We start from the raw sequence: 7,011 nt of genomic DNA, 5'->3' as shown, positions 1-7,011 counted from the left end.
GAATTCCGAAAATCTGTTAATTATATCAGGATATCTAACAGAATCACTAAATTTTTGTTAAATATAATTCGATGAATGTTATTTAATACACTTTAACAGTGATAATATCCTTATATATCCTCTCAACCATATCCATTCAACTTCTCATTTACAAAAACCCAATAATTCATCCAAAATCTGTTAAATAAATCGAAACATCACAAACAACTAGTTTTTAAAGATGAAAAAACACCTCCTAACTCTCAGTTAGAAGGTGTTTCATCGTTTTATGCTTCACAGTTGATACAAATTTTGCTTAAGTTAAATTGCTGTGCTGCATTTGTACCATGTTGATAGTATAGTGATTTGATACCGTTCGCCCAAGCGAATAAGTGCAGTTCGTTTAACTCTTCTGCTGTAATGTGGCTTGGGTTTACCATGATGTTTAATGATTGACCTTGGTCGATGAATTGCTGTCTTGTTGATGCTTGTTCGATTACGTTGTATTGGTTTAATTCACCAAACGTTTTAAATACTTCTTTTTCTCTTGCTGATAAAAAGTCTAAGTGCTGAACTGATCCGTCGTTGTCACGAATTGACTTTAGAATCTCTTCAGTGTTTTTACCTTTTTCTTCTAATAATTCTCTTAAGTACGGGTTAATCATTGTCTTTTTAACTTTTGCAGTGTCGACTACGAAGTAGTTTGACATGAACGGTTCAATCGATTTAGATACTTGTCCTAAAATGAATGAACTTGACGTTGTTGGTGCGACCGCAAGTAGCGTTGTGTTACGTCTACCGTATCCTTTTAGTACTTCTGGTTCACCGAATTTTTCTGCGAGTTCTTCACTTGCTTTATACGCACGCTTTCTCATAAGTGAGAAGATTTGTGAGTTAATTTTGTTTGCTTCGATACTTTCAAATGGAATCATGTTCGCTTGTAAATATGAATGCCATCCAAGTACTCCAAGGCCTAATGCACGGTTTTCAACCGCGAATTTATAAGCACGTTTCATATGTTTAAATGCTTCACGGAGTTCTGCGTCTTCAGAATCTCTCATAGATTCTAAATCAGCAATAAATTCACTCATGACTGCATCTAAGAAGTAGATCATCGTTTCTACTGCATCTGTGTCTTTCCAATCGTCATAACGTTCAATATTCATTGAAGATAAATTACATACGAATGACCAGTCTTCTTTATTTGGCAACATAATTTCTGAACAAAGGTTTGAGTTGTTAATTGTTAACCCTTTGTCTTTATAAACATCTACTGTGTCGTTATTTGCATTGTCATGGAAGAAAATGTACGGATAACCCATTTGAACACGTCTAGATAAGAGTTTCGCCCAAACGTCACGCTTTTCTTCATCTCCACGGATCATTTCCTCAAGCCATTTGTCTGTTATTGAAACTCCGTGCGTTAACGTTTGAATTGGGTTTCCTTCTGTACCGATATCTAAAAACTCGTGGATATCCCCGTGTTCGATTGGTAAATATGGACTGAAACGACCACGACGAACTGATCCCTGACTAATCGTGTCAGTAACTTGTTCGAAAAGTTTCATAAAGTGAACAGATCCACTCGTATGTCCGTTATCAGTAATTTCAGATCCACGTGGACGAATTTTACCGAAGTATCCACTCGTTCCTCCACCGTATTTACTCATTAATGCAACTTCACTTGCTGTGTCCATAATTGATGGCACGTTGTCTTCAATATATGAACCGAAGCAGCTAATTGATAATGCACGTTTTTTACCAAAGTTCGACCATACTGGGCTTGAAAGTGAATAAAACCCTCTACCCATGTAGTCGTAAAATTTATCTGAAAATCCATCTATGCCTAAAATTTCTTCTGCTTTATTTGCGATATCTCTTATTCTTTGTTCAGGTGTTTCGCCTTCTGATAAATACCCGCGTTCTAGAAAGACGCGAGAATCTTCGTTAAGCCAATAAAATGGTTGTTTAGCCAATTGAAATCCTCCTAATTGTTTACTTCAAATCGTTTACGTCGAGCATTCTAAGTCTGATTGTTTGGTTTACCTCTTGTTTTGTCTTACCTTCTAAATCAGATTTTGGTGAGAAAATCGTGTCTCCACTTACTGATTGACTAAACTTCGTGTAGTTTACACTACGTTTGTGAAGGAAGTCTGTGAGTTTTGTACCGATAACTTCATCGTCAAACCAAGATGTCTCAGCGACGAGTTTTTCATCGACGTCAAATAATTTTTCATATCCTACAGATACAAGTGAATTATTTAAACGTTGTTTAACGAATTCTTTAACGACGTTACTTGACATAAACTCAAGTTCACCTTCGCCTAAGATCCAGTCAATTACTTTTTCTTCTGACTCATATGCTTCACGGCACGCTTTGTACACCGCTTCTTCCATATCCTCATCGAACCAATCTGGTTGTTCCTCGCGAATTGTATTTACAATGTCGATACCGAACATACCGTGGATTTGCTCTTCTTTAGAAGTCGCTTCGATAACGTTTGATAATCCTTTAAACATATTTCTATGCTTGTTAAATGACATCATAATTAAGAACTGACTAAATAATGACACGTGTTCAGTAAATAGTGAGAATAAAATCATCGATAAGATGTACTCTCTATCATCTTCACTTCTCGCGTATTGAACCATACGTGTTAAGTAATCTACACGTTGTTTTAACGCTGGAATGTCTTTGATCTTACTAAATTCATTATTCAGTCCTAAAATTTCGAGTAAATGGCTGTACGCATCTGCGTGACGAACTTCTGATTCACTAAAACTTGCACCAACCGCACCGATTTCGTACTTCGGCATACGGTGATAAAGATCTCCCCAGAACGTTTTCACTGCAACTTCAACTTGTGAAATCGCAAGCATAGAACGTGTCACTGCAGTCTTCTCGTGAGGTAACGCCCCTTGCATATAGTCTTGAATATCTGATGTATAGTTAAACTCTGTATGAATCCAGTAAGAGTGTCGAATCGCATCTACATACTGATATAATTCAGGATATTCAAACGGCTTCATTTCCGCTCTTCTCTCAAAAACATCGCGCTTTCTCTTTTGCTTTTGACGGTCTCTATAAATGATGTACGCACGTGCTGTATCTTTGTAATCACTTTTCAGTAAAACGTCCTCTACGACGTCTTGAATATATTCAACTGTAATAATATCTTCGCTTTTCTCTAGCACTTTAACAACTTGATCCGTTAAGTCATCAATCTTTTCAGCCATACCTGGTTCACCAGTCGCTTTATTCGCCTTAGACATTGCAACGGAAATCTTATTCTTATCGAAATTCACAATTTCGCCACTACGTTTTCTAATTTGTGTAATCAAAACTTCGACCTCATTTCTTTATCTTTCGATTATTCATTCTAACACTAACACGATAAAAATGGAATGACTTTTTGCTTAATTTATAAAAACGACACACAATATATAGTGTGAAAATCTATGAAAACAAATAGAATAGCACAATATATAGATATATTATATTTAACAAAAGAAAAACTTATCATGCAAATAAAAAACTCTTACGTCTTTAAAAAGATTAAAAACGTAAGAGCTAAAAACAGCTAATACACACCATAGTCTAGCTGCTGCATATGCATTAAATATTCGTGTCGTTTAAATTCGTCTAGCATTAAAGTTTCTCTGTGAGACAACAACGATCGATCATTTACTTCAGTTTCCCTATAAAACGCTTCACGTCTTAAGCTAATTTTATAATACAACTTCATCGCGTTAGAGTATTGTTTGTCGAATTGATAATAAGTCACATCAACTACAATATCCTCACCGTTATAAAAATGAACGCGTGTACGACTTTCATCTTTTTCATACTGTTTAATATGTCTGATATTAAACCAGAGGTTATAAGAGTTACGGTCAGAAAACAAAGGAAAATAAATATAACTTCCAAAAAAGTCAATCATAATTGGTGGCTTAGAAGTAATATTCGTCATATCCTTAGTTATCGCTTTCCTATGTAAATAATTTGAAGAAAATCTCAAACAATTCTCTGCCATTAACTTATTCGCTTCTTTGTTAATAACATACTCTTCTCCTGTAATTTCTCTAGCAATTGACGTGTTCGTATTGAAATAGTTATCTGAAGCAATATACATCGTATTTTTGTTAATTGTATAATATGTAAGCACTACAATTACCTCCATATGTTGTTAACTCATTATACAACAAATGTACAAAAATGTTAAATAAAATAATAAGATTATTATTTTCAGACAATTTCAAATATTATATTGACTTCCACATAACTACTCACTATAATAATAATTATCAATTGATTGGAGGCGTTACCAATGGAAAGTAAATCAGTTAAACTACTCGCTCAACGTCGTGCGTTTTTACAAGCCGCCACAGATCTTTCGGCAGAACTTATTCTCGAAGAGTCTTTAAATCATTTTAAAGAAGCACATTATTTACAAAAAATCGAAGAGGCGTTATTAACTAAAAACGAAGAAATGTTTAATGAGTATACGGAGTTATTAAAAAATGTTAAAAATTAATATTAAAACAATGTTCAAATGAAAAAGCTGATCGAGATTTAATCATAAACTCAATCAGCTTTTTAATTTAAAATAATATCGCAATAAATTCTAAATCCTCGTCTCCGATATTTTCAATTCCATGAGACTGCCCTTTTTTAATTGCACAACAATCATTTGGACCGACGATGTGTTCTTTCTTGTTCTCGTCAGTAAATAATCCTTTTCCTCTAACGATATGATAAATTTCAGCATCTTTATCATGTAAGTGATAACCAATTGAACTCCCTTTTGGAAGTACGACATTCGCAACCATATCAATCGTATCTAAATCCCCTTTTGATACGTGCTTAAATATTTCAATCGTACCTTTACCTCCAAAATGATTGTCTATCTTTAAAGAATTCTTTTCATTAAAAATCATAGTTTCACCTGCTTTTATTTATATTATATCATCACATAACAAAACCCTTCTAAATAACTAATATTTAGAAGGGTGAAAAATTATCCTACTCTATCTCTTTCGAGTGAATCTCTTCTCTCGTCATATCTAATATGAGATGATCGAGTTCTTCTCGTTTTAAGCTTTTTAGTTTATTAAACTGGAACATGAAGAATCCTGCGCCGAGGATTGTCCAGATGCCTAATGCGATATATGACGGTAGTGTGAGTCCTGCTGGCGATCCTGGGATTAGTAATAGTGCCAGGAATACTGTTGAGATGATTGCTCCGATGACTCCAAATACCGTATATAGTGTGTTTTTATGGCGTTTATCGCTAAAGAATTTTACTGTGACTAAACTCGTTGCTAAAAATGCAATCGATACTCCAACGGATGACATATCGACGATCCAACTGAGTGCTGTACGTCCAAGCCAAGGCGCTGCTAAACAGACGACCATGACGAATATGATTGCGTTTAACGGTGTATTTGTTTTTCTATGAAGTTTTGAAAAAGCTTCTGGTATAAATTTCGCACGACCTAATGCAAAGATGAGTCGTGATGATGATAAGTAAAATCCATTTAATCCTGTAAATACACCAAATGAAATCGACAGTGCTAAGAAGAATAGTCCGATTTTACCAAACGCTGAATTAATGACGTCTCCTGTTAACCATAGCTTAGACTCCTCAAGCATTTCAGTATACGGGAACGTCCACGATGTAATTAAAATCATAAGCACGTATGTAACAATACTTGCAACGATTCCAAATACAATCAGTTTAAACGTCTGATTCGCTTCAAAGTTAAATTCTTCTGCTGCTTGCGGGATGTTGTCAAAACCGACATACATCCACGGTGCAATTGCAACGATTACGATAATCGATTTGAATACACCCGCGTCTTCATTAAAGAGTGGAACTGCATTTTCAAAGCTAAATGTCGACGGTGTAAATGATAAAGTAAATAATCCCGCCACAACGATTGCCATAAATAAACAAAAGTAAAACTGCAGTTTCCCTGAAAGTCCTGAACCTTTAAAACTAATTATCGCAAATACGATTAAAATAAATGTCGATAAAATAACTTCAGTAATATATACGTCCCAACCTGCGATTGAATATAAGTATCCAACTTCTAAAAAGTCCGGAAGTATAAACTTAAATAGTAAACTAAAAGCACTCGCGTTTACTGCTACTACACATATATATCCGAAAATTAAAAACCATGATGATATGAAACTAAAGTACTTTCCGAATCCAACATATGTAAATGCAAATTCTCCTCCAGACACTGGAAACTTCGCTGTTAACGCACCGTATCCGACTGCGATCATTAACATGAGTAATCCACCGATAATGATCCCTAAAACGGCACCGAGCGTACCTGAAGATTTTAACCAGTCACCTGGTAATATAAACGCGCCCCATCCGATTGATGAACCGTAAGCGATTGCCCATACAAAACGCCTCGACATCGTACTGTCGAATGACTCACGTTTTTCTTTACGTTTTTTCATGATATCCCCTCAAATAATTTAGTATATAAATTCTACTTACCCTAAATTTTTGAGGATAAACGGGATATTTCGATTTTCGATATATTTTATACGATTAGCTCTAAAAATTCCTCTCTCGTAATACGTCCTAAATAGTGCGGTATATCAACACCTTTAAGTGCTTCATCGATCGATTTATAATCGTGTCTAACACCGATTAATTTTTCTTCAATATCTTTAATTTCTCCAATTCCAAAGAAATCTCCAAATATTGCCGCACGTTCTATTATTCCTTTTTGGACTTCTAAACGAACGTCTAAAAGTCCTGCATCAAATTTATGGCTCGCTTCAAAATTGTAGTGTGGATTTTTACCGAAGTTCCAATCATCAGTTTGGTACTTCTCTTTAGATAACGTCATGATTTTATCCCAATCTTCATCTGTTAACTCATATTCTTCAATTTCCTCTACGCTACCGAATATTTTTTCTAAAATAAGCAGTTTAAATCGTTCGATATCTAACGGTTCATCTAAAAACTCATTCACGTTACCTACGCGACTTCTGACAGATTTAATACC

General features: G+C 35.0%; 7 protein-coding genes. 1 reads left to right on the top strand and 6 read right to left on the bottom strand.

The window, feature by feature from the left end; translation table 11 throughout:
• Positions 1-266: 266 nt before the first annotated feature.
• The 3 genes from TJ68_RS04900 to TJ68_RS04890 form a co-directional block, all read right to left on the bottom strand.
• On the bottom strand, positions 267-1,955 hold the full coding sequence (locus TJ68_RS04900) for a ribonucleoside-diphosphate reductase subunit alpha (protein ID WP_040929056.1): 1,689 nt from the start codon (positions 1,953-1,955) through the stop codon (positions 267-269).
• Positions 1,956-1,974: 19 nt separating this feature from the next.
• Complete coding sequence (locus tag TJ68_RS04895) at positions 1,975-3,321, bottom strand: ribonucleotide-diphosphate reductase subunit beta (RefSeq protein ID WP_040929055.1); 1,347 nt, start codon at positions 3,319-3,321, stop codon at positions 1,975-1,977.
• A 239-nt stretch (positions 3,322-3,560) separates the two neighbouring features.
• Positions 3,561-4,145 carry a competence protein ComK gene (locus TJ68_RS04890; RefSeq protein WP_052327313.1) on the bottom strand — a complete coding sequence of 195 codons (585 nt, stop codon included), beginning with the start codon at positions 4,143-4,145 and terminating at the stop codon, positions 3,561-3,563.
• Positions 4,146-4,307: 162 nt separating this feature from the next.
• On the opposite strand from TJ68_RS04890, the gene TJ68_RS04885 reads away from it, so the two are divergent.
• Entirely contained in the window at positions 4,308-4,514 is a 207-nt protein-coding gene (locus TJ68_RS04885; RefSeq protein WP_040929054.1) for an IDEAL domain-containing protein, read from the top strand.
• A gap of 67 nt (positions 4,515-4,581) precedes the next feature.
• Here TJ68_RS04885 and TJ68_RS04880 read toward each other — a convergent pair whose 3' ends face one another.
• From TJ68_RS04880 to TJ68_RS04870, 3 genes are all read right to left on the bottom strand, one after another.
• The gene (locus TJ68_RS04880) at positions 4,582-4,917 is read right to left on the bottom strand and encodes a cupin domain-containing protein (protein WP_040929053.1); all 336 of its coding nucleotides are present in this window, start codon (positions 4,915-4,917) and stop codon (positions 4,582-4,584) included.
• 85 nt (positions 4,918-5,002) lie between these two features.
• Entirely contained in the window at positions 5,003-6,454 is a 1,452-nt protein-coding gene (locus TJ68_RS04875; RefSeq protein WP_040929052.1) for an APC family permease, read from the bottom strand.
• Positions 6,455-6,540: 86 nt separating this feature from the next.
• Positions 6,541-7,011 (bottom strand): lipoate--protein ligase (locus TJ68_RS04870; protein ID WP_040929051.1); only part of this gene is annotated, 471 nt, incomplete at its 5' end.

Source organism: Nosocomiicoccus massiliensis, from assembly GCF_000438455.1.
Lineage (GTDB): Bacteria > Bacillota > Bacilli > Staphylococcales > Salinicoccaceae > Nosocomiicoccus > Nosocomiicoccus massiliensis.
Note: the sequence above shows the minus strand (reverse complement) of the source record. Positions and strands in the feature narration are given on the sequence as shown.